We start from the raw sequence: 17,669 nt of genomic DNA, 5'->3' as shown, positions 1-17,669 counted from the left end.
GGGGCTCGCGTCTCCCCGGCTCCGCCCCCGCGCGGCGCCTCCCCCCCTGCCCCCCCCCCCAAGCCCGGTATCGCTCAGCCGCTTGCGGTGCACGGCGTACCCGTACGCCTCCACCGCCACCTCCCGCACCTTCCGCTGCCGCCGCAGCACGGTGCCGAGCAGCGAAAGCCCGTGGACGAAACCGGAACAGATCACGATGTGCTCCGGCTCGGCGTACACCCCGCGCGCCCGCGCCAGATAGCCCGCGAGGGCGGTACGCAACTCGATGCGCCCGCACGGATCCCCGTACCCGAACGCCTCATGCGGAGCGGTTGTCAACGCCCGCCGCGCCGCCTTGAGCCACTCGGCACGCGGGAAGGACGCCAGATCGGGTGAGCCGGCCACAAGGCGGTGCGCGGGGCGCTGGGTGACCCGCTCGACGCGAGGCAGAGCCGCCTTCTGGTTCGCAGTCCTGCGCGGGGCCGCACGCTGGGCGACCCGGGTGCCGGAGCCCTGGCGGGCGGTGAGCCAGCCCTCGGCGACGAGTTCGGCGTAGGCCTCGGCGACGGTGTTGCGGGCGATGCCCAGATCGGCGGCGAGCGTACGGGACGACGGCAACCGCGTCCCAGGCGCGAGCCGCCCGGTGCGCGCGGCCTCCCGCAACGCGTCCACGAGCCCGGCGCGCAGCCCCTGTCCACGCAGTTCGAGGTGCAGGTCAACCCCGAAGCCCGCCCATTCGTCCGCCATGGACGTGGACCCTACTCGCCCCCGGGAAACGCCCGGCCGGGAAGCCCGGCCGGGCGTTAACGGAAGCGGGTCAGACGGTGCCGAACTCGCCCGTCCTGACACCGGTCACGAAGGTGCGGAAGGAGTCGGCGGCGAAGTCCAGAACGGGGCCCGCAGCATCCTTGGAGTCACGAACGGGAACCACACCGCGCGAGGCCACGAGGTTCGCGGCAACCTCGACGCAGGCACCGCCGTTGTCACTGTAGGAGGACTTGAACCAGCGGGGGGAATCGGTCGTCGTCACGAGGTGCCCTTTCGTATCTGACTGATCAAGGCCACGGACCCATCCTGCGAGAGGGCGTGAGCCTGTAGCTGATGGTAGGCCGTCAGCAAGGGCAGGACGAAAGTGCTTTCACGCTCCAGTTGCCCCCGATGGGAGGACTCGGCATAGGACATCAGCGAGCGATCCGCCATGGTGAGCAGGTAGAGAGGCAGATTGAACGGTCGTCGCTCCCCCATGCTGAACGGGGCGAGCTGGAGCACGCTGTTCGGTAGCTCGGCGAAATCCAGCAGCCGAGCCAACTGGGCCTCCATGACGGCGGATCCACCGACGGGGCGACGGACGCAGCCTTCGTCCAGCACCACGAACACCAGCGGCGGATTCGTCCGCAGCAGCACGGACTGACGCTCCGCGATGAGCGCGACGCGCTCATCCGCCTGCTCGCTGGTGATCGCGCCCCGCTTCACAGCGCTATAGGCAAGTGCCTTCGCATAATCCGGCGTCTGGAGCAGGCCCGGTATGACCCCCACCTCATACAGCCGGATCTCGGCGGCCCGGCCCTCGTACCCGAGGAACTCCGGAAAGCCTTCCAGCAGACTCCCGTTCCGGAGCTCACGCCACTGGCGTTCGAATGTGTCGGCCGTTCCGGCCAGACCGAAGGCTATGTCCGCCTTACGCGCGAACCGAAGAGTCGGCATCTTGCGACCAGTTTCCACGGCCGAGACATGCGTGCCGGAATAGCCCATCTCGAAGCCGAGGTCCTCCTGGCGCCAGCCGCGCACCTCGCGCATCTGCCGCAGACGTGCACCGAAGGCTTCCGCCGGGCCACCCTCTGGGTTCAATTCCTTGAGATTGACCAACTCGCCACCAACTCTCCGTTCCGAGTTGACACGTTGAGCGGCAGCCAACTCTAAAGCACCCTGGTGTCACTTGGTAGTGGAATCACTACAGAGAGGAGCGGCCTGTGCATGACACGAGCAATCCCGCTGAGCCGCAGGACCCCCCACACGTTCCGACCCGTGGCACGCTCCTGGTGGACGCGCAGGACAAGATCGGTGAGTTTCGCGGTGAGGCGCACGGGCTCTGGTACCTGCGTCCGATCACCGGAGGGTGCGAGTGGAGCGTGCGCCCGGAGGACGCCCGGCCGGCCAGCCCCGAGCAGCGGCTGCGCGCCGAGACTGCGCGGGCGAACGCGCGCAGCAGGGGTGAGTACCTGTGAGGCGCCGGCTCGCGTTCGTCAACTGGACGTTGCGGCCGGACCGGGATGACGACGCCCCGCCGACCACGTACGCGCTGCGGTGCCTCGCACTCACCGACGACGACAACGAATGCGCCGCCACCTCGCCCCCCGGCGACGACCCCACCGCACCGCAGACCTGGGCGTTCACACACCTCCGCGAGCACCCCGAACACACCAGCTACGCCGAGGTGATCGAGCGTCCCTGGGTCATGTGGCGGGAAGGCGCGGCGTGAAGCCCCGGTACGGCGAGCATCCCCGTCATCGGCTCCGAGCACCTCGAGATGCTCAAGACGATCAAGGACTTCGCCTCCGGCGCACGGAAGGCCCCGCCAAAGCGGGGCCTTCCCATGCCATCGGAGTGCAGAGATGGGCTAACTTCCGGCGCTACGGCGCTTCTTCCACCACACCAGGGCCGCGCCGGAGCAGAGGAGGGCCGCGGCCAGTGCGGAGAGGAGCTTGACCGGGAGGCTGGATCCGGTGCCGGCGAGGTCGCCGTCCGGATCGCTCGGCCCCTGGGTAGGCTCACCTCCAGGCGTGCTGGTCGACGGGCCGGGGGCCGGGGGCGAGGAGGGACCGTCGCTCGGAGTGGGGGCGTCCGGCCCGGTCGGGGTCGGAGTCGGGGTGGGCTTCCCGCCTCCAGCCGTACCGGAGTTGTCGCCACCGAGCAGCGTGGTCCCTGTGTCCTGGTAGCCGAGTACCTCGTTCCGGGCACCCTTGGTCACTGACGGCAGGTTCGGCTTCTCGGCCTGGAAGTCCGCCTTGCTGATGGGCTGCTGGGGCTGCTGGGTCATATCGACGCCGCCTACGGTGTACGTCCACACCTGGCCGCCGACAGGGATCTCGTACTTGAAGTCACCTTCGGTGTACGACTTCCTCATCTCGCGCCAGACGGTCATCTTGTCCCAGTCGGCGTTCTTCCCGCGCAGCGGCCAGCGCTTGACGTTGTCGCTGTTGACGATCTCGGCGAACGAGCCGCCGAACGCATCAGGGTCTTTGGTGACGGTCTGGCGCACGTACTCGGCCGCGATGCGTGCCTTGTAGACGCGCCGCAGGTCGGCGTACTTGGCATCCTGGTTGACCAGCTTGGTCACCACCGGCACCAGCGTGTCCCGGTAGACGCGGATGTTGTGCCGCTTCTGTGCCTCGGTCAGCTCACAGGGCATCGCGCCGCCGGGGCCGGGGGTGCTGTAGTCCTCGTTCACCGCCTTGACATCCAACGGCGCGTCCAGGATGTAGAGGCCGTCGTCCTCCTGGCGCACCTTGGCCTTCTTCGGCGTGATCCAGTTCCGGGTCGAGCCCATGCAGGGGGCGCCGTCGACCTTGGAGATCTCGTTCCAGAAGCGACGGCCGGATTCGGTCTCGGGGTCCTGGGCGCGGCCGAAGTCGCGCTTCATCTCCATGTCGGCTTCAAGGAGGATGCGCCCAGCGTCGGTCTTGTCGAACGGCGCCTTCATGATGGTGTCGGGGTCGTCGGGGTTGAGGTTGACCCAGAAGTGATCCGGGGTGAGGGCGAGCCAGGTGAAGAACGCGTCATTGATGAGCTGCGCCTTCTCCTTGCCTCCCCAGCCGCCTTCGCCTTCCTCGGTGTTCTTCGCGCTGAAGGCGTAGGAGACGTTTCCCCCGGCCGTCTGCCCGATGTAGGAGATATCGAGCGTCGAGAAGTCGATACCGCCGTAAGAGCGCATGTTCTGACCGGGGTCGGTGACCCTGCCGGCCGCGCGTTCCTGCATGCGCCGGACATCTGCCGGGGTGGGCGGCGACTGCCTGACGGTGTTGGCACCGGCACCGAACGACGGCCTGTTCGGGTCCGGGGTCAGCAGCGTGGTGCTACGAGGGGTCCAACGGCCGGTCTCAAACCGCGGATTGGGGGTGGCGCCGTGCCGGTAGTACTGGACGCCGGCAGCCTTGTACTTGCCGACGGTGGTGGGGTCGGGGTGCTGGCCGTTGATGTAGACCACGCGCCATCCGCGCTTGACGAGTTCGGCGTCGATCTTGAGCTGACCGGGGCGGGACTGGTCGATCCCGGACTTCATCTCATAGATGGTCCTGGTGCGCGGATTGACCGCGTCGAAGGTACGACCGTCCTTCATCACGTTCTTGCCGAGGACGCGTTCGAGTTCCTTGTGCAGCTTGGGGTCCATGTCCTTGAGCCGCTTTTGGCACAGCCAGTCGACGCCGCCGAGGTTGAAGTGCCGGACGACTTCGCGTTCGAACCCGGCGCCGCGCTTGTTGTTTCCCTCGTTGCGGGCGTAGACGTTGTTCAGCCACTCGTTGTAAGAACCCTCGTACTTCTTACTGGTGGCCTGGTTCTCCTTCCAGGACAGCACCGAGTGCTCAGGGCTTCCCCATGCGAAGTCCTTCTTCGTCTTGCCCGGGGGAATGGTGATCTTGTCGGGGTCGTCCAGGTCGCCGTACCCGAGAGCGAGATGATCGTAGTCATAGAACTTGTCGGCCGCATTCGGGGTCTGCCACCTGTCGGGACCCGCGGGCTTGTAGCCGGGAAGTGTGGAGCGGGGCGGCGGGGTCGGGCCGGTGCCGTACTTGTCCTGGCAGCGGTCCGGCCCGGGGGCGGCCTCAGCAGCCCCGCCCAGGCCCGGTAACGGCCCGGCAGCCAAAGTGGTGGCGCCGAGCACGACAGCCACCGCACGCAGCCAGGAGCGGCCGCGCACACGTATCGCGGAGTGCATGAATCGGTCCCCTTACGGGGGCAGGGAAACAACGATCCGAGGGCAGGACCCCCGAATGGCGTGGCGCACGCCCCCCGTTGATGCGACCACGAATCGCCACCCTAATTCGCATCAACCCATTGGCAACAGGCGTTAGATCGCCACACTCCGGCCCAACACGTCACGTTTGCAGTTCACTTACTCTTTCGTCACACCTGACGCCTACGCTCAATCCATGCCCCTCAGCGAATATCCCCACAGCTCCAGCCAAGCCCAGACCGTATGGCTGGACGAGATCGCCATCGAAATCAGCAAACTCATCGCACACGACGGCCTGCCATTGCCCGGTGACTTCGTCTGCGACTACAGCCCCGCGAGCCTGCCCGCCCTGGAAGCCGCCGCCCTCGCCTACCAGGATCAGCCAGGCAACGCAGCCGGAATCAACCTCTACATCCGCGGGCTGGGCGCCTACCTCGGGGAAACCATCCTTTTCACCGCCGGAGGCCACTGGGACCGGTCCGGTCATGAGGACGACGATCCTGTCGTGATCGTCGATCCCGTCCACAAGGCGGGACCGGTCCACGTGTGCGAAATCGTCCGACGGGCCCTGGGTGAAGGAACCGGCGAAGTGTTCGCCGAGGAGCACGGATGGATGCAGATCGCCGCCGATGCGCAGCGGGAGAAGGATCCCACCTGGTGTCCGGTGAAGGAGGACGACGGCGTACAGCGGCCCAAGACAGGGTGACATGACCAGCCTTCAGCGGATGGTGCGCGTCCCCTTCCTCCGCTGCCGGGCGTCATCGAGACGGTCGAGGCGGTCGAGGTGGTCGAGAACCTCGACCAGTCGGGGCACCAGGGCCGTCGCCCCTGCGAGCCTGCTCGCGGGCGTAAGGGCCGTATAGCCGATGACGGGCATACGGGCGGCTCTCGCGGCGAGGATTCCGTTGGGACTGTCCTCGATGACCACGCATTCGGAGGGGTCCATGCCGAATGACGCGGCGGCATGCAGGAAGAGGTCGGGGGCGGGTTTGCCGATGCCGCCGACGTCCTGGGCGCTGAAGACCGTGCCGGGCGGCAGCCGGGTGCGCAGGCCGGTCTGGGTGAGGCTGAGGTCGATCCAGGTGTGGTCGGACGAGGACGCCAGGCAGTAGGGGATACCACGGCGGCGTAGTCCGGAGAGCAGGGCCCGGGCGCCGGGGACGGGGTTCAGCCCCTGCCGGAAGGCCGCGAACACCCGCTCATGGCAGCGTGCGGTGAAATCAGCGGGGAGTTCGCCGCCGTACCGGTCGGCGACGACCCGGTGGACGTTGCGGGCGGCGTTGCCGAGGAAGTGCCGGTAGGACTCCTCGCGGGTGAAGGGGAAGCCCAGTTCCGTCAGATACTCGGCCAGCACGCGGTGCGCGACGGGTTCGCTGTCCACGAGGACGCCGTCGTTGTCGAGGATGACCAGCCCGGGTGTCATGGGCGCTCCGTTCTTGGGTGGGTCAGGGCGAGTGCGACCGCGAGGAACGCGGCGCCGAGCAGGCAGGTGGCGGTCCAACCGCCGACCGCGTAGAGGAGCGGTCCGGTGGCCGCGCCGATGGCACCGCCGAGGGTGTAGAGGGTCATGTAAGCCGAGGCGAGGCGGCCCCGGGCGTCTTCGATTCCGTAAACGACGCGCATGTTGAGCAGGTGGGTGGCGTTGGCGGCGGTGTCCAGGACCAGAAGCCCGACGATCAGCCAGCCGAGATGGCGGCCTCCTGCCCACAGTGCGGCGAAGGACGCGACACCGGAGATGAGCGCTACCCGGGTGGCCCGGACTCCGGCCGCCCGGTCCCCGTCCGCACGGTCGGCAGCGGCGCCGAGCCGGCGGGCGGCGAGCGCTCCGGCGGCGCCGGCCAGGGCCAGCAGGCCGATCTGCGCGGGGCCGTACGCATAGGGCGGCTCGGCGAGGTGGAGGGCGACGGTCGACCAGAACACGGCGAACGCTCCGAACGAGCACGCCCCGATGAGCGAGCGCCGCCGCAGTCGGCGGTGGGTGGCGGCCAGGCGCACGGTGGCGCGCATCTGGTCCCGGTAAGGGACGGCCAGGTCGGAAGGCGCCTGCGGCATCACGCGGGTCAGCACGGCGGCCAGCAGCACGGTGACGGCCGCCGCTCCCGCGAACAGAGCCCGCCAGCCGATGGCTTGCGCCACCAGGCCGCCGACCGTCCGGGACAGCAGCAGTCCGGCGAGGCCGCCGGCTGCTCTGCGGCCTGGAGGCGGACGCGGCGGAGGTCACCCCGGCCCACCAGTACCCGACCGGCCGCGCCCTCCACCCCGACCGGCGCCGCGCCCTGCTCGACTGGGCGCGCTCGTCGGGCGGGCTGGTCATCGAGAACGACTACGACGCCGAATACCGCTACGACCGCAAGCCCGTCGGGGCGCTCCAAGGCGCCGGACCCGACCAGGTGGCCTACCTGGGCACCACGTCCAAGACGCTCGGCGCGGCGCTGCGGATCGGCTGGATGGTGCTGCCGCCCCGGCTGATCGCCCCGGTCGCCGACGCCAGGGCGCACTCCGACCACCACACCGAGCACCTCGGCCAGCTGGCTCTGGCCGATCTGATCACCCGGCACGGCTACGACCGCCACATCCGCGTGTCCCGCCAGCGCTACCGCCGCCGCCGGGACCGGCTCCGCCACCGTCTCGCGGGCTTTCCGATCGAGCTGACCGGTGTCGCGGCCGGACTGCACGCCCTGGCCCTCCTGCCCCCGGACGGCCCCAGCGAGCGCGACATCCGAGCCGCCGCGCAGGCCCGCGGACTGGCCCTCGGCTATCTGTCGGAGCGCGGTGAACTGCCCGCCGCCCGCCAAGGCGTCATCATCGGCTACGGACGGCCCTCCGAGCACGCTTACAGCGCTGCGCTGGACGCCCTGGTCTCGGCCTTCGACGCCTGTTTCGCTTGATTGGCCCAGTCATTCGCCGCGGAATTGGACCTCATCAGTGCGTCACAGGGCCCTTACGGTCGTTTCATGACCACGCACCACACCCGTCACGAGCACGGCGAGAACCACGAGCTGAGCCCCGAGCACGCCCCCCGCATGGAGTGGGCCAAGCACGCGCCCGAGGTCTACAAGGCCATGATCCGACTGGACGCGGCGTCGAGTAAGGGCCTTGATCCCCTGCTGCTGGAGCTGGTCAAGCTGCGTGCCTCGCAGCTCAACCACTGTGCCTTCTGCCTCGACATGCACTCCAAGGACGCCCTCGCGGCCGGGGAGTCGGTCGAGCGGATCATCCAGCTCAGCGCGTGGGAGGAGTCGCGGCACTTCTATACGCCGAAGGAGATCGCCGCGATCGAGCTGACAGAGGCGGTCACTGTGCTGACCGACGGTTTTGTACCGGACGAGGTGTACGAGAGGGCGGCTGAGCACTTCGAGGAGGCGGAGCTGGCGCAGTTGATCGCCGCGATCACGGTGATCAACGCCTGGAACCGGTTCGGTGTCACCACGCGGGCCGTGCCGGGGCACTACACGCCGGGGCAGTTCGCGCACTGAGCGGACCGCGGGCACGGGGCCGAGGACAAGCCGGGGACACGGGGGTGCTCCGGCCTATCCTGGCGTCGTGGCCGACGACCGTCTCACAGCGGAGAGCACCTCATGAAGATCCATCTGACCAGTGTCTTCGTCGATGACCAGGCCAGGGCGCTGAGCTTCTACACCGAGATCCTGGGCTTCGTGAAGAAGCACGACGTCCCGGTGGGCGCGCAGGACCGGTGGCTGACGGTCGTATCGCCCGACGAGCCGGGCGGCACCGAACTCCTTCTGGAACCGGCACGCCACCCGGCCGCCAGGACCTACCGCGACGCACTGGTCAAGGACGGCATCCCGCTCGCACAGTTCGCCGTTGACGATGTCCGGGCGGAGTACGAGCGCCTGTGCGGCCTCGGCGTGCGGTTCACCCAGGAGCCCGCGGAGATGGGACCCGTCACCGTCGCCGTGTTCGACGACACCTGCGGAAACCTGATCCAGCTCGCTACCAAGCCGCGGTAGCCGTTCACCGTACGAGCGGGCGGGCCCGGGGCAGTGGGGGTGGGCCCGGGATCGCCCGCTCGTACGCTCACGGCTGCTGCTGCTCCTACTTCTTCGGGAGCCAGGCCTTCCAGGTGGTCTCGTTCTCCTTGACCCACTTCTCCGCCGCCGCCTCCGGCGACATCTTCTGGTCCGCGATCATCAGGGCGACCGCGTTCTGCTGCTCCGTCGTCCACTTGAAGTTCTTCAGGAACTCGGCCGCCTCACCGCCCTTCTTGGCGAAGTCGGCGTTGAACCACTTCTGCAGCGGGGTGTGCGGGTAGGCGCAGGCGACCTTCTCCGGGTCGGCGTCGCAGCCCTCCTTGTACTCGGGCAGCTTGACCTCGACCATGTCGATCTCGGCGTTCAGCCACTGCGGCGTCCACCAGTACGTCAGGAAGGGCTTCTGCTCCTTCGCGTACTTCTTCATCGCCGTGATCTGGGCCGCCTCGGAACCCGCGTAGTTGGTCTTCAGGTCCAGCTTCAGGTTCTTGATGATCGCGTCATCGTTGGTGACGTAGTCCGGCGAGCCCTCCAGCAGCTCACCCTTGTCACCACTCTCCGCCGTCCTGAACTCCTTGGCGTACTTGTTGAGGTTCTTCCAGTCGGTGACATCGGGGTGCTTGTCGGCGAAGTACTTCGGGACGTACCAGCCGATGTGGCCGGTGACGCCTATGTCACCGCCGTTGACGACGGTCTTCTTCGTCTCGACGTACTGCTTCTCCTCCTTGGGATGGCCCCAGTCCTCCAGTACGGCGTCGATGTCGCCCTTGGACAGCGCGTCCCAGGCGAGCACCTCGCCCATCTGCTGGGTCTTGACCTTGTAGCCGAGCTCCTTCTCCAGGATGTGCTTGGCCACGGCCACGTTGGCCTGGGCGCCGACCCACGACGGGACGGTCAGTTTCACTGTCTTGCCGCCGCTGACATCGCTGCTCTTGCCGGTCTCGGCGGCGCCGCAGGCGGAGAGGGAGAGGACGCCGAGGGCGCCGACCAGCGCGATGGCGGTGCGGGTGGTGCGTGAGTTTCGGACAGTACGCATGGGACTCGGTACTCCTGTCGGTCAGGCAAAGGGGGAACGGCTGTGCGGGGTGGGAAGGAAGGTCAGCTGTGCTTGCGTGCGGTACGAGCCGCGGGCTGGGTGATCCGGTCCAGGACGAGTCCCAGGCAGACGATCGCGATACCGGCCGTCATGCCGAGGCCCATCTCGCCCCGGGACAGGCCCTTCACGACGTCGTAGCCGAGCGCACCGCCACCGACGAGGCCGCCGACGACGACCACGGCCAGCACCAGAACCACGCCTTGGTTGACGGCGAGTTGCAGGGCCGGGCGGGCCAGCGGGAGCTGGACGCCGAAGAGCTGCTGGCGTGCGGACGAACCGAGTGAGCGCGCTGCCTCCATCGCGCCCGGGTCGACCTCGCGCAGGCCCTGGGTGGTGATCCGTACGACGGCGGGCAGCGCGTACACGACCGCGGCGACGATCGCCGACGTGCGGGTGGCGCCGAACAGCGCCACCACCGGGATCAGGTACACGAACTGCGGCATCGTCTGCATCGCGTCCAGCAGCGGGCGCAGCAGCCGCTCCAGCCATCCGGCGCGCGCGCTGAGCACACCGACGAGGATGCCCAGCACCAGGGTGACCACCAGCGCGGCGAGCACCTGGGACAGCGTGTCCAGGGACTTGGCCCAGACACCGAGCGCGCCGACAGCGCCCATCGCGGCGGTCGCCGTGAGCGCGGAGACCCAGTTGCCCACCAGCCACGCCACGGCGGCCACGAGCAGCAGCACCGACCACCAGGGCAGCCACATGAGGGTGTCCCGCAGCGGGTTCAGGATCCACAGCGTGAACTCCCGGGCCCAGACCTCCACGAAGGCCAGGTTGTCGGTGATCCACTCCTGGGCCTGGTTCACCGGCGTGGAGATCTCGTACGTCCATGCCTCGGGCCAGGTGGTGGTGCGTACGGCGGCGGCGGCGCCGACGCCCGCGGCGACCAGCGCCCAGGCCCGGCCGCCGTGCAGCCAGCCGCCGCCCGGTTCCGTGGCGGCGAGACGGTCGCCCGCGGCGGCCGTCGTACGGTCCAGCCAGATGGCGATCAGCACGATCGGGACACCTGCGGCGAAGGCCTTGCCGACGTCCGTCGTGGACAGCGCCGAGTAGACCTCCTCGCCGAGGCCTCCTGCGCCGACCAGGGCGGCGATGACGACCATCGAGAGCGCCATCATGATCGTCTGGTTGAGGCCGAGCAGCATCTGCTTGCGGGCCAGCGGCAGCCGGGCCGTCCACAGCCGCTGCCAGCCGCTCGCGCCCAGCGACCGCGCGGCCTCCAGGGCGCCCGCGTCTGCGCCGCGCAGGCCCAGCGCGGTGAGCCGGGCCATCGGCGGGGCGGCGTAGATCACCGTGCAGAACAGCGCGGCGGGCGTGCCCGTGCCGAAGACCAGCACGAACGGCAGCAGGTACGCGAACGCCGGGAGCACCTGCATGGTGTCCAGCACCGGGCGCAGCGCCCGGTCGAAGCGGTCGAAGACTCCGGCGAGCAGTCCGATCAGCGCACCGAGCACGGCGGCCACCGCCACGGCGACCACCATGAGCGCGATGGTGATCAGGGTGGCGTCCCACATGCCGAGCAGCCCGCAGACGGCGAACGCGCCGAGCGCGGTGAGCGCCACACGGGCGCCGCGCGTGCCGAGTCCGGCGGCCCGCCAGGCGACCAGCACTCCGGCGGCGACCACTCCCAGCCAGCCGAGCGCGTCAAGGCCCTGATACACGCCGTTGACCGCGTCGGTCGCGGTGTTGGACAGGTGCAGCAGGAAGTAGAGGAACAGGGGGTGGGTGTCGCGGTTGTCGATCACCCAGTCGTTGGCGTCGTCGAGCGGCGCCGAGATGTCCACGCTCAGCGCCGACGGCCAGCCCCCGCCGCCGAGCAGCAGCGCGCCGAGGACGACGAGTACGGCCAGGGCGCCGCCGCCCGCGAGCAGTCCGCGGCGGCGGCGTACGAAGTCGCCGAGCCCGCCGGACTGCCCGGGCGCCGCGTCCAGGGCTCCGGGCTTCTTGGTAACCGCGTCCACTGTGATGCCGCTCATCCGCACCACCTCACCTTCTGAGACTGCCGGGTCATGGGCGTTCGACCGGGTTCGTCCTTGCCTGTCATGCCGCCACCGCCGTCGTGTCGACACCGGCGACCACGGCGAGCAGCGCGGCGTGGTCGACCACGCCGACACAGCGGCCCTTGTCCATCACCCGGGCGGGCACGCCCACGCGGGCGACCGTCTCGATGGCCTCGAAGACGGTGGCGTCGGGGGACACGGCGGGACCGGCCTCGGCCTCCTTGGCGTCGACGGCCGGGCGCATCGCCGTACGGACGGTCAGGACCTGCTCACGCGGCACATCGCGGACGAAGTCCCGTACGTAGTCGTCGGCCGGTGAGCCCACGATCTCCTCGGGCGTGCCGAGCTGCACGATCCGGCCGTCCCGCATCAGCGCGATCCGGTCACCGAGACGCAGGGCCTCGCTCAGATCGTGGGTGATGAAGACCATCGTGCGGCCTTCCTCGCGGTGCAGCCGGACGACCTCGTCCTGCATGTCGCGCCGGATCAGCGGGTCGAGCGCGCTGAACGGCTCGTCGAAGAGCAGCACCTCGGGATCGACGGCGAGGGCGCGGGCAAGGCCGACACGCTGCTGCTGACCACCGGAGAGCTGGCCGGGACGGCGGTGCTCCATGCCTTCGAGGCCGACCTTGGCGACGAACTCGGCGGCCTTGGCGCGGCGCGCGGACCGGCCGACGCCCTGGATCTCCAGGCCGTAGGCCACGTTGTCGAGCACGGAGCGGTGCGGCAGCAGGCCGAAGTGCTGGAACACCATCGAGGCCCGGTGCCTGCGCAGTTCACGCAGCCGTGTCTTGTCCATGGACAGCACGTCCTCGCCGTCGATGGCGATGGAGCCGGAGGTCGGTTCGATCAGGCGGGTCAGACAGCGGACGAGGGTCGACTTCCCTGAGCCGGACAGACCCATGACGACGAACACCTCGCCGCGGCGCACATCGAAGCTCACATCGCGTACGGCGGCGGTGCAGCCGGTGCGTTCGCGCAGTTCGGCGGGGTCGAGGGCGGCGAGCTCGGGCGACCGCGGGACGCGGTCGGCCTTGGGTCCGAAGACCTTCCACAGGTCGCGTACGGCGAACACCGGCGAGTCGCCGGTCGCGGCGGCCTCGCTGGTCGCTTCGGTCACCTTGGACACCTTGGTGGCTTCAGTGGCTTTGGTGGTTTCGGTCATCGGGTCTCACTCCCCGTTTCCTTCAGCAGTTCGGCACACTTCTCGCCCACCATCAGGACGCCGATCATCGGATTCACGGCCGGCATCGTCGGAAAGACGGAGGCGTCCGCGATACGGATCCCGTCCAGACCCCGGACCTTCAGGTCGGGGGCGACCACGGCGAGTTCGTCGGCCGCGGCACCCATGCGGCAGGTACCGGCCGGGTGGTAGACGGTGTGCGCGACCTTGCGCGCGTACTCACTCAGCTCCTCGTCGCCCGTCACCTCGGGCCCCGGGCAGACCTCCCGCTTGAGCCAGCCCGCGAGCGGCTCGGCCCTGGCGATCTCACGGGCTATGCGGATGCCGTCCACGAGGGTGCGGCCGTCGTAGTCGTCCTCGTCCGTGAAGTAGCGGAAGTCGAGCGCGGGCTTGACCTCCGGGTCTGCGCTGGTGAGGTAGACCCGGCCGCGGCTGCGCGGCTTGGGGATGTTCGGGGTCATCGACACACCGTGCGGCGGGCGTTCGTAGCCGAGCCGCTCCGGATTGTCGGTGAAGGGGATCTGGTAGAAGTGGAACATCAGGTCAGGGCCCTGGTGTTCGGGGTCCCGGCGCACGAACAGACCGGCGTCGGAGTCCATCGCCGAGTTCTCCGGGATCGGCCCGTGGGTCTCCCAGACGATCACCGACTCGGGGTGGTCGAGCAGGTTCTCGCCGACGCCCGGCAGATCGTGGACGACGGGGATGCCGAGCGCCTCCAGATCGGACTTGGGCCCGATACCGGAGTGCATCAGCAGCCGCGGGGTGTCGACCGCGCCGGCGCAGACGATGACTTCGCGGCGCGCGGTGATCAGCCGCTCCTCACCGTCCTTGCCGCGTACATGGACCCCGGTGGCGCGGGAGCCGTCCAGCTCCAGCCGGTACGCCCAGGTCTCCAGCAGGATGGCGAGGTTGGGCCGCTCGTCCATCACCGGGTGGAGGTAGGCCACCGAAGCCGAGGAACGCTTGTTGTTCTCGGGGTGGTAGGCGAGGTCGAAGAAGCCTGCGCCGTCGTCGAACGGCTTCTTGTTGAAGCCCTCGACCCGGGGGACGCCGAGCGCGGCCTGGGCGGCGTCCACGAAGTCGCGGGCGATCGCGTTACGGTCCGCGTCGTCCACCGGCACGATGTTGTTGAGCAGCCGGTCGAAGTACGGGTCCATGGCCGCCGCGTTCCAGCCCGCGGCGCCGGACTCCTCCCACTCGTCCCAGTCGGACGGCAGCGGCTTGAAGGCGATGAGGGTGTTGTGCGACGAGCAGCCGCCGAGCACCCGGGCGCGGCTGTGCCGGATATGGGAGTTGCCGCGCGGCTGCTCGGTGGTGGGGTAGTCGTAGTCCAGCTCCCCGCCGAGCAGACCCATCCAGCGGCGCAGGGTCAGCACGTCGTCACGGCCGACATCGCTCGGGCCGCCTTCGATGACGGCGACGGTGGTGTCCGGGTTCTCGGTGAGGCGGGAGGCGATCACCGAACCAGCGGTACCGCCCCCGACCACGACATAGTCGTACTCGGGTATGTGCTTGGTCTTGTCCATGGTGTGTTTTTTCCTGCTCCGCGTCCGGGTCAGCCTGCGAACCAGCGCACGGGGCGCGGGGCGAGGTTCTGGTAGATGTGCTTGGTCTCGCGGTACTCGGCGAGCCCGGCCGGGCCGAGCTCCCGGCCGATGCCGGACTTGCCGAAACCGCCCCACTCCGCCTGCGGGAGGTAGGGGTGGAAGTCGTTGATCCAGACCGTGCCGTGGCGCAGCCGCCCGGCGACGCGCCTGGCGCGCCCGGGGTCGCCGCTCCACACGGCGCCCGCGAGGCCGTACTCGGTGTCGTTGGCGAGGGCGACGGCCTCGTCCTCGGTGCGGAAGGTCTCCACGGTCAGGACCGGGCCGAAGACCTCCTCGCGGATCACCCTCATGGCGCGGTGGCAGTGGTCGAGGACGGTGGGCCGGTAGAAGTAGCCGGGGCCTTCGGGCCGGATGCCGCCCGCGCGCAGCACGGCGCCTTCGTCCAGGGCGGAGGCCACGTACTCCTCGGTCCTGGCGAGCTGCTGCGCGGAGACGAGGGGGCCGCACTCGACGCCCTCGTCCGTGCCGCGGCCGATACGGATCTTCTCGGCACGGCGGGCGAGCTCGTCCACGAAGCGCTCGCGGAGGGACTCCTCGATGATCAGCCGGGAACCGGCCGAGCAGACCTGCCCGCTGTGGATGAAGGCGGCGTTCAGGGCCTGGTCCACGGCGGTGTCGAAGCCCGCCTCGGTGGCGCAGGCGTCGGCGAAGACCACGTTCGGGTTCTTGCCGCCGAGCTCCAGGGCGACCTTCTTGACGGTGTCGGCGGCGGCGCGCATGACCTTGGTGCCGCTGACGATGCCGCCGGTGAAGGACACGAGGTCGACATCGGGGTGCTCGGCGAGGCGGGCGCCGACGGTGTCGCCGGCGCCGGTGACGATATTGGCGACACCGGCGGGGAGACCGGCCTCCTGGAGCAGGTGGATCAGCGCGACCGTGGTCAGCGGGGTGATCTCGCTGGGCTTGATCACGAAGGTGTTGCCGGCGGCGAGCGCCGGGGCGATCTTCCAGCTGGCCTGGAGCAGCGGGTAGTTCCAGGGCGTGATCAGCGCACACACGCCCACGGGCTCATGCACGACCACGCTGTGGATCTCGCTGGAGCCGGCGTCCACGACACGTCCGGTCTCGTTCACGACCAGGTCGGCGAAGTACGCGAACGCGTCGGCGACGCAGTCGATGTCGACGCGCCCTTCCTCCGCCGTCTTCCCGGCGTCCCGGCTCTCGAGCAGTCCGAGCTGCTCGCGGTCCCGGCGCAGCAGTCCCGCGACCCGCCGCAGCAGGGCGGCCCGCTCGGCCACCGGTGTGCGGGGCCAGTCCCCGTGATCGAACGCGCGGCGCGCGGCGGCGATCGCGGCATCGGTATCCGCGTCGCCACCCTCCGCCACGACGGCGAAGGCGGTGGCGTCGACGGGGTCGATGATCTCTCGCGTGGCTCCAGAGTCGGCTTTACGCCAATCTCCGTCCACGTGGATGGTCAGTTGTACTGACACGTCGCGTTTGGCCTTCCATTCCCGGTATGTCTCTCACCAGCAGAGACTGGTGAGCGGATCGCCTGCCCCGGGGTTGCGAAAGCATGCGTGACGGGTGGCTGGAAGTGGTCGGCCTCACTTTCCGAGTCCCGGTCTCGCAGCAGGCCGTCCGTTCTCATGACGGGAAGTGCACACTTCCGTAAGGTGGTGTGCATGATGGAGAAGACCTACTCGATCGTTGAAGCCCGTGCAAGCCTGGGCGCCATCGCGCGCGAGGTCGGTGTGACCCGTGAGCCAGTCGCCATCACCGATCACGGGCAGACCGTCGCGATACTGGTCAGCCCGGCTGACGCTCTGGAGCTCCAGGAGCTACGGGCTCTGGCCGCCTACCGCGCCCGACAGGTCCGGGGCGAGGACGCCGGTGTCTCGCATGACGAGGCGTACAACCGCGTGTTCGGTGCGGGTGAGGCGTGAGTTACGAGGTCATCTGGGAACCAGAGGCCCTCACCCAGGCAGAGCGGTTCGCCAAGGACGACCCTCACGGTATGCGGCAAGTGTTCAGCGCCGTCGACCGCCTCGCGGGCAACCCTCGCCCCGAAGGCGCGTTCGGCAGTGCTGACCTGTTGCGGGTCCACGTCGGCCGCTACCGGGTGCTGTATGAGATCAGTGATCTGCGGATCCGCGTCAGCGTGATCCACCTCGGGCGCCTGCGCTGAAACCCGACCCGGCTGCGGCTCGGCGATCGGCGTGATGGCAGTCAGTTCAGTCGTGTCAGTCGTGCGACGCCCTGGCCACCACGAAGGACACCAGCCGGGCCGTTCCGGGGCCCAGCGCCGACCAGCTGGTGTCCACAGCGAACACGGCGAAGGCGGCGGTCGGGAACTTCTCCGTCATCCAGGCTAGGGAGTCCGGGTCCGCGTCACCGCTGAGCGCGGCGGCCAGCTCCTCGATGCCGGGGTTGTGGCCGACCAGCAGCGCTGTGACCGCGTCCGGCGGCACCTCGCGCAGCACAGTCATGAGCTCGTCGGGTCCGGCCTCGTACACCCGATCGTCGAAGGTCACGGGTAGCTCGCCGCCGCCCAGGGAGGCGGCCGCGTGGGCCCAGGTCTCGCGGGTACGCAGGGACGGGGAGCAGATCACCAGGTCCGGCGCGCAGTCCATCTCGCGGAGCAGCCGGCCGGCCTCCGCGGCGTCATCGCGGCCTTGCGGGGCAAGCGGACGCTCATGGTCCTCGACGCCCTGCGGCGTCGCGGATTTGGCATGCCTCAGCAGCACCAGACGGATGCCGCTCTGCTCGTGGCCGCTACCGGTACCGGGAGTCATGGCCCCAGGTTGGCACAGGGCCCGTCAAAGCGCTGCGGGGGCCCCCCCCCGCCGGGGGCCCCGGCCCGGCCCCCTAGAGCATTAGGCCCGCTCCGCGCCCCGCCCCGCGCCCCGGGCCCACAGGCA

20 protein-coding genes are annotated in these 17,669 nt (G+C 69.4%); 8 read left to right on the top strand and 12 right to left on the bottom strand.

Annotation, left to right across the window (positions count from 1 at the left end; all coding sequences use genetic code 11):
- The 3 genes from ACFWI9_RS17860 to ACFWI9_RS17850 all read right to left on the bottom strand — a co-directional run.
- Positions 1–726: aminotransferase class I/II-fold pyridoxal phosphate-dependent enzyme (locus ACFWI9_RS17860; RefSeq protein ID WP_387162999.1), on the bottom strand; the 726-nt coding region annotated here is incomplete at its 3' end.
- Positions 727–796: 70 nt separating this feature from the next.
- Positions 797–1,009, bottom strand: coding sequence for a DUF397 domain-containing protein (locus ACFWI9_RS17855; protein ID WP_387162997.1), 213 nt, complete (start codon positions 1,007–1,009; stop codon positions 797–799).
- Positions 1,006–1,845 carry a Scr1 family TA system antitoxin-like transcriptional regulator gene (locus ACFWI9_RS17850; RefSeq protein ID WP_387162996.1) on the bottom strand — a complete coding sequence of 280 codons (840 nt, stop codon included), beginning with the start codon at positions 1,843–1,845 and terminating at the stop codon, positions 1,006–1,008. Before ACFWI9_RS17850 ends, ACFWI9_RS17855 begins: the two co-directional genes overlap by 4 nt.
- Positions 1,846–1,949: 104 nt before the next feature.
- Between ACFWI9_RS17850 and ACFWI9_RS17845 the strand changes: the two genes are divergently transcribed.
- Positions 1,950–2,204 carry a hypothetical protein gene (locus ACFWI9_RS17845; protein ID WP_387162995.1) on the top strand — a complete coding sequence of 85 codons (255 nt, stop codon included), beginning with the start codon at positions 1,950–1,952 and terminating at the stop codon, positions 2,202–2,204.
- Positions 2,201–2,458 carry a hypothetical protein gene (locus ACFWI9_RS17840; protein ID WP_387162993.1) on the top strand — a complete coding sequence of 86 codons (258 nt, stop codon included), beginning with the start codon at positions 2,201–2,203 and terminating at the stop codon, positions 2,456–2,458. The genes ACFWI9_RS17845 and ACFWI9_RS17840 overlap by 4 nt, the downstream gene beginning before the upstream one ends.
- Before the next feature lie 138 nt (positions 2,459–2,596).
- On the opposite strand, the gene ACFWI9_RS17835 is transcribed toward ACFWI9_RS17840, so the two are convergent.
- Positions 2,597–4,912 (bottom strand): hypothetical protein, encoded by a 2,316-nt coding sequence (locus tag ACFWI9_RS17835; protein WP_387162992.1) that lies wholly within the window; start codon positions 4,910–4,912, stop codon positions 2,597–2,599.
- 214 nt (positions 4,913–5,126) lie between these two features.
- Between ACFWI9_RS17835 and ACFWI9_RS17830 the strand changes: the two genes are divergently transcribed.
- The gene (locus ACFWI9_RS17830; RefSeq protein ID WP_387162990.1) at positions 5,127–5,636 is read left to right on the top strand and encodes a hypothetical protein; all 510 of its coding nucleotides are present in this window, start codon (positions 5,127–5,129) and stop codon (positions 5,634–5,636) included.
- Positions 5,637–5,648: 12 nt separating this feature from the next.
- On the opposite strand, the gene ACFWI9_RS17825 is transcribed toward ACFWI9_RS17830, so the two are convergent.
- The gene (locus ACFWI9_RS17825; protein WP_387162988.1) at positions 5,649–6,353 is read right to left on the bottom strand and encodes an HAD family hydrolase; all 705 of its coding nucleotides are present in this window, start codon (positions 6,351–6,353) and stop codon (positions 5,649–5,651) included.
- Entirely contained in the window at positions 6,350–7,066 is a 717-nt protein-coding gene (locus ACFWI9_RS17820) for a hypothetical protein (protein ID WP_387162986.1), read from the bottom strand. The genes ACFWI9_RS17825 and ACFWI9_RS17820 overlap by 4 nt, the downstream gene beginning before the upstream one ends.
- A gap of 47 nt (positions 7,067–7,113) precedes the next feature.
- Between ACFWI9_RS17820 and ACFWI9_RS17815 the strand changes: the two genes are divergently transcribed.
- The 3 genes from ACFWI9_RS17815 to ACFWI9_RS17805 all read left to right on the top strand — a co-directional run bounded on the left by ACFWI9_RS17815 (position 7,114) and on the right by ACFWI9_RS17805 (position 8,901).
- On the top strand, positions 7,114–7,818 hold the full coding sequence (locus ACFWI9_RS17815; RefSeq protein WP_387163019.1) for an aminotransferase class I/II-fold pyridoxal phosphate-dependent enzyme: 705 nt from the start codon (positions 7,114–7,116) through the stop codon (positions 7,816–7,818).
- A 66-nt stretch (positions 7,819–7,884) separates the two neighbouring features.
- Complete coding sequence (locus ACFWI9_RS17810; protein WP_387162984.1) at positions 7,885–8,406, top strand: carboxymuconolactone decarboxylase family protein; 522 nt, start codon at positions 7,885–7,887, stop codon at positions 8,404–8,406.
- 102 nt (positions 8,407–8,508) lie between these two features.
- Complete coding sequence (locus ACFWI9_RS17805; protein ID WP_387162983.1) at positions 8,509–8,901, top strand: VOC family protein; 393 nt, start codon at positions 8,509–8,511, stop codon at positions 8,899–8,901.
- Between the two features lie 85 nt (positions 8,902–8,986).
- Here ACFWI9_RS17805 and ACFWI9_RS17800 read toward each other — a convergent pair whose 3' ends face one another.
- The 5 genes from ACFWI9_RS17800 to ACFWI9_RS17780 all read right to left on the bottom strand — a co-directional run bounded on the left by ACFWI9_RS17800 (position 8,987) and on the right by ACFWI9_RS17780 (position 16,241).
- Positions 8,987–9,958, bottom strand: a complete 972-nt coding sequence (locus tag ACFWI9_RS17800; protein WP_387162982.1) for an ABC transporter substrate-binding protein — start codon at positions 9,956–9,958, stop codon at positions 8,987–8,989.
- Positions 9,959–10,020: 62 nt separating this feature from the next.
- Positions 10,021–11,997 (bottom strand): ABC transporter permease, encoded by a 1,977-nt coding sequence (locus ACFWI9_RS17795; RefSeq protein ID WP_387162980.1) that lies wholly within the window; start codon positions 11,995–11,997, stop codon positions 10,021–10,023.
- 64 nt (positions 11,998–12,061) lie between these two features.
- Positions 12,062–13,186, bottom strand: a complete 1,125-nt coding sequence (locus ACFWI9_RS17790; protein WP_387162979.1) for a glycine betaine/L-proline ABC transporter ATP-binding protein — start codon at positions 13,184–13,186, stop codon at positions 12,062–12,064.
- Positions 13,183–14,730 (bottom strand): GMC family oxidoreductase, encoded by a 1,548-nt coding sequence (locus ACFWI9_RS17785; RefSeq protein WP_387162977.1) that lies wholly within the window; start codon positions 14,728–14,730, stop codon positions 13,183–13,185. Before ACFWI9_RS17785 ends, ACFWI9_RS17790 begins: the two co-directional genes overlap by 4 nt.
- 29 nt (positions 14,731–14,759) lie before the next feature.
- Positions 14,760–16,241 (bottom strand): aldehyde dehydrogenase family protein, encoded by a 1,482-nt coding sequence (locus ACFWI9_RS17780; RefSeq protein ID WP_387162975.1) that lies wholly within the window; start codon positions 16,239–16,241, stop codon positions 14,760–14,762.
- Positions 16,242–16,433: 192 nt separating this feature from the next.
- Here ACFWI9_RS17780 and ACFWI9_RS17775 point away from each other — a divergent pair, with 192 nt between their 5' ends.
- Entirely contained in the window at positions 16,434–16,694 is a 261-nt protein-coding gene (locus ACFWI9_RS17775) for a type II toxin-antitoxin system Phd/YefM family antitoxin (RefSeq protein ID WP_387162973.1), read from the top strand.
- On the top strand, positions 16,691–16,936 hold the full coding sequence (locus ACFWI9_RS17770; protein ID WP_387162972.1) for a type II toxin-antitoxin system RelE/ParE family toxin: 246 nt from the start codon (positions 16,691–16,693) through the stop codon (positions 16,934–16,936). The genes ACFWI9_RS17775 and ACFWI9_RS17770 overlap by 4 nt, the downstream gene beginning before the upstream one ends.
- A gap of 55 nt (positions 16,937–16,991) precedes the next feature.
- On the opposite strand, the gene ACFWI9_RS17765 is transcribed toward ACFWI9_RS17770, so the two are convergent.
- Positions 16,992–17,543 carry a SixA phosphatase family protein gene (locus ACFWI9_RS17765; protein ID WP_387162970.1) on the bottom strand — a complete coding sequence of 184 codons (552 nt, stop codon included), beginning with the start codon at positions 17,541–17,543 and terminating at the stop codon, positions 16,992–16,994.
- Positions 17,544–17,669: the final 126 nt, after the last annotated feature.

Source organism: Streptomyces sp. NPDC127084, assembly GCF_042724175.1.
Lineage (GTDB): Bacteria > Actinomycetota > Actinomycetes > Streptomycetales > Streptomycetaceae > Streptomyces.
The sequence above is the reverse complement of the archived record's forward strand: the minus strand, read 5'-3'. Positions and strand labels throughout refer to the sequence as shown.

Excerpts from the sequence above, each read along its gene's own strand:
- ACFWI9_RS17835 (WP_387162992.1), bottom strand. The coding sequence starts at position 4,912 with ATGCACTCCGCGATACGTGTGCGCGGCCGCTCCTGGCTGCGTGCGGTG.
- ACFWI9_RS17830 (WP_387162990.1), top strand. The coding sequence starts at position 5,127 with ATGCCCCTCAGCGAATATCCCCACAGCTCCAGCCAAGCCCAGACCGTA.
- ACFWI9_RS17825 (WP_387162988.1), bottom strand. The coding sequence starts at position 6,353 with ATGACACCCGGGCTGGTCATCCTCGACAACGACGGCGTCCTCGTGGAC.
- ACFWI9_RS17810 (WP_387162984.1), top strand. The coding sequence starts at position 7,885 with ATGACCACGCACCACACCCGTCACGAGCACGGCGAGAACCACGAGCTG.
- ACFWI9_RS17805 (WP_387162983.1), top strand. The coding sequence starts at position 8,509 with ATGAAGATCCATCTGACCAGTGTCTTCGTCGATGACCAGGCCAGGGCG.
- ACFWI9_RS17800 (WP_387162982.1), bottom strand. The coding sequence starts at position 9,958 with ATGCGTACTGTCCGAAACTCACGCACCACCCGCACCGCCATCGCGCTG.
- ACFWI9_RS17795 (WP_387162980.1), bottom strand. The coding sequence starts at position 11,997 with ATGAGCGGCATCACAGTGGACGCGGTTACCAAGAAGCCCGGAGCCCTG.
- ACFWI9_RS17790 (WP_387162979.1), bottom strand. The coding sequence starts at position 13,186 with ATGACCGAAACCACCAAAGCCACTGAAGCCACCAAGGTGTCCAAGGTG.
- ACFWI9_RS17785 (WP_387162977.1), bottom strand. The coding sequence starts at position 14,730 with ATGGACAAGACCAAGCACATACCCGAGTACGACTATGTCGTGGTCGGG.
- ACFWI9_RS17775 (WP_387162973.1), top strand. The coding sequence starts at position 16,434 with ATGATGGAGAAGACCTACTCGATCGTTGAAGCCCGTGCAAGCCTGGGC.
- ACFWI9_RS17765 (WP_387162970.1), bottom strand. The coding sequence starts at position 17,543 with ATGACTCCCGGTACCGGTAGCGGCCACGAGCAGAGCGGCATCCGTCTG.